The sequence below is a fragment of the Streptomyces flavofungini genome (assembly GCF_041028215.1).
Lineage (GTDB): Bacteria > Actinomycetota > Actinomycetes > Streptomycetales > Streptomycetaceae > Streptomyces > Streptomyces flavofungini_B.
On the sequence record NZ_JASKYR010001058.1, the window covers coordinates 1 to 2597 of the forward strand.

The following is a 2597-nucleotide window of genomic DNA, read 5'->3' on the forward strand; positions in this document are numbered from 1 at the left end:
GTCTATGAGTGACTCCTCAAGGAGCGCGTGCTCGACGGTCAGGGGGGTGSGTAACTCGTGCGCGGCGTTGGCCACGAAGCGCTTGTGGGAGTCGAGCGCGGTCTCCAGTCGGCCGAGSAGTCCGCCGACACCGTCGACCGGCTGCTCGGCCGGACCGACTTCACCGTCACCCCGCGCCGGGGCCAGCTCATCGTCTTCGACAAGCTCGCCCGCGGCCTGGTCGGCCACATCCTGCTGCCCGTGCCCACCGAACTAGGCTAGGGCGTCCTGCTCGCCCCGACCGTGTACGGCAACGTCCTGCTCGGCCCCACCGCCGAGGACCTCGACGACAAGGCGGCCGCCGGGTCGAGCGCCGAGGGGGCATCCGCTCGACCGGCCTCACCGCGTCCCTGGCGATCGCGGCCCATGTCACCGGACTCCTCGGCGGCACGGGCCTCGGCCTGAAGGACGCCAGGGAACTGGAGCCCGTACACATGCCCAACCTCGGCGAGGCCTTCCCCCGCCCCTACCGGCGCGCCGACCTCATCGCCGCCGACCCCGCCTACGGCACCCTGGTCTGCCACTGCGAACGCGTCACCCGCGGCGAGATCCGCGACGCCCTCGCCTCGACCGTGCCGCCGGGTTCACCGGACGGACTGCGCCGCCGCACCCGGGCGCGCGGCGGGCGCTGCCAGGGCTTCTACTGCGGCGCCGAGGTGCGCGCGCTCTTCGAGAACGGCGGGGGATCGGTGTGAGCGTGGAGCGGTTCGTCGACGTACTGGTGGTGGGCGCGGGCCCGGCGGGCCTCGCCACCGCCGCGGGGCTCGCCGCGGCGGGCGCGGGTGAGATCGAGGTGGTGGAGCGCGACCCGGAGGCGGGCGGTGCCCCGCGGCACTGTCCGAACAGCGGGTTCGGGCGCTTCGGCATGACGGGACCGCGGTACGCCGAGCGCTGTGTGACGGCGGCGGTGAACGCGGGCGCGGTGCTGCGCACCGGTGTCAGCGTCACCGGGTGGGCGAGCCCGCTCACCCTGGAGGCGACGAGCCCCCGGGGCCTGGAACGGATCACCGCCCGTGCGGTCGTGCTCGCGACCGGGGCCCGCGAACGTCCGCGCGCGGCGCGCCTGGTGCCGGGCACCCGGCCCGCCGGGGTGTTCACCACGGGCGAGCTCCAGCGCTCCTTCCACCGCCACGGGCAGTACATCGGCACCCGGGCCGTCGTGGTGGGCGCGGAGCCGGTGAGCTTCGCCGCCCTCGACACCCTGCGGCAGGCGGGCGTGGAGGTCGCCGCGCTGGTCACGGAGCATCCGCGCCATCAGGCGCCGCGGGCCCGTGCCGCCGAGGCCCGGCTGTGGCACGGCGTTCCCCTGCTCACGCGGGCCACCGTCGCCGAACTCCTCGGCCGGGGACGCCTTTCGGGGGTCGTGCTGCGGCACGGGGACGGCAGGACGGCGCGGCTCGCCTGCGACACGGTCGTCTTCACCGGCGACTTCGTCCCCGACCACGAACTGGCCAGGCGCGGCGGCCTCGCGATGGACCCGGGCACGCGCGGCCCTGCGGTCGACAGCGCCTTCCGTACCGCCGAGCGCGGTGTCTTCGCGGTGGGCAACGTCCTGCACGCCGTCGAACCGGCGCGGACGGCCGCGCGGGAGGGCTCGCTCGCCGCGGCGGCGGTGCTGCGCCATCTCTTCGACGGCGACTGGCCCTCGGCCGCGGTGCCGGTCCGGGTCGCCGCCCCGCTCGCCTGGGCCGCCCCCAACCGGCTCACCCCGGACGAGCCGGACGGCGGATTCACGCTGCGGGTCACGGAGTTCGTCCCGTATCCGCGGGTGACGGTCACCCAGGACGGCAGGGAGCTGTTCCGCGCCCGCCGCCGGCGCCCTGCGGCGCCGAACCGGCCCTTCCGCATCCCCGGGCAGTGGACGGGCCGGGTCGACCCGCGCGGCGGCGACGTACGGATCGCCCTCCTCCCGGGCCACGATTGAGGGGACCCGCTGTCAGCTCCGCCCGAACAAGATAAGAAGCTTACATAAGTAAGCGACGCATTCTTCATGCCTTCTTAGGGTGGACGACATGGTGAACGACAACAATTCGCGCGGTGACCTGATCGACGGTCCGGACGGCGGTGTGCACGGCGGTGCGGACGAGGGGAGCGGCGGCGGTCCGCTGGCCGACGGGCTCGCCGCCGACCTCGACGTGGAGGCCTTCACGGCGGCGATCGAGGACTTCAACCGCTTCTACATCCGCCTCCCCGTCCTGGAGAAGCTGCCCTTCACGACCCTGTCCGTCCTCGACACCCTCGCCTTCGGCGGCAGCCCGCGCCGGCTGACCGAACTGACGAAGACCGAGCAGGTCAGCCAGCCCGGGATCACCCAGCTCGTCACCCGGCTCGAACGGGACGGCCTCGTGGAGCGCAGGTCCGACCCGAGCGACGGCCGTGTCGTGCTCGTCCACATTACCGACGCGGGCCGCGAGGTCGGCCGCTCCCGCCGGGCCGACCGTTCGCGGCACCTGCGGCCGCTCGTCGAGCAGCTCCCTGCCGAGCAGCGCGAGGCGCTCACCCGCGCCCTGCCCGCCCTCGCCCGCCTCGCGGAGCTGGGGCGCGCCCAGGCGTAGCAG

At 74.6% G+C, this 2597-nt stretch carries 2 protein-coding genes and 1 pseudogene; all 3 read left to right on the forward strand.

Annotated features, from left to right (window positions below; all coding sequences use genetic code 11):
- Window positions 1–102: 102 nt before the first annotated feature.
- Window positions 103–734: pseudogene (locus tag AB8Z36_RS38315) on the forward strand ((2Fe-2S)-binding protein); the annotation flags it as partial.
- Window positions 731–1963, forward strand: coding sequence for an NAD(P)/FAD-dependent oxidoreductase (locus AB8Z36_RS38320; RefSeq protein WP_369217981.1), 1233 nt, complete (start codon window positions 731–733; stop codon window positions 1961–1963). The pseudogene AB8Z36_RS38315 and the gene AB8Z36_RS38320, both read left to right, overlap by 4 nt.
- A gap of 88 nt (window positions 1964–2051) precedes the next feature.
- Window positions 2052–2594, forward strand: coding sequence for a MarR family winged helix-turn-helix transcriptional regulator (locus tag AB8Z36_RS38325; RefSeq protein ID WP_369217982.1), 543 nt, complete (start codon window positions 2052–2054; stop codon window positions 2592–2594).
- Window positions 2595–2597 lie beyond the last annotated feature (3 nt).

Excerpts from the sequence above, each read along its gene's own strand:
- AB8Z36_RS38325 (WP_369217982.1), top strand. The coding sequence starts at position 2,052 with ATGGTGAACGACAACAATTCGCGCGGTGACCTGATCGACGGTCCGGAC.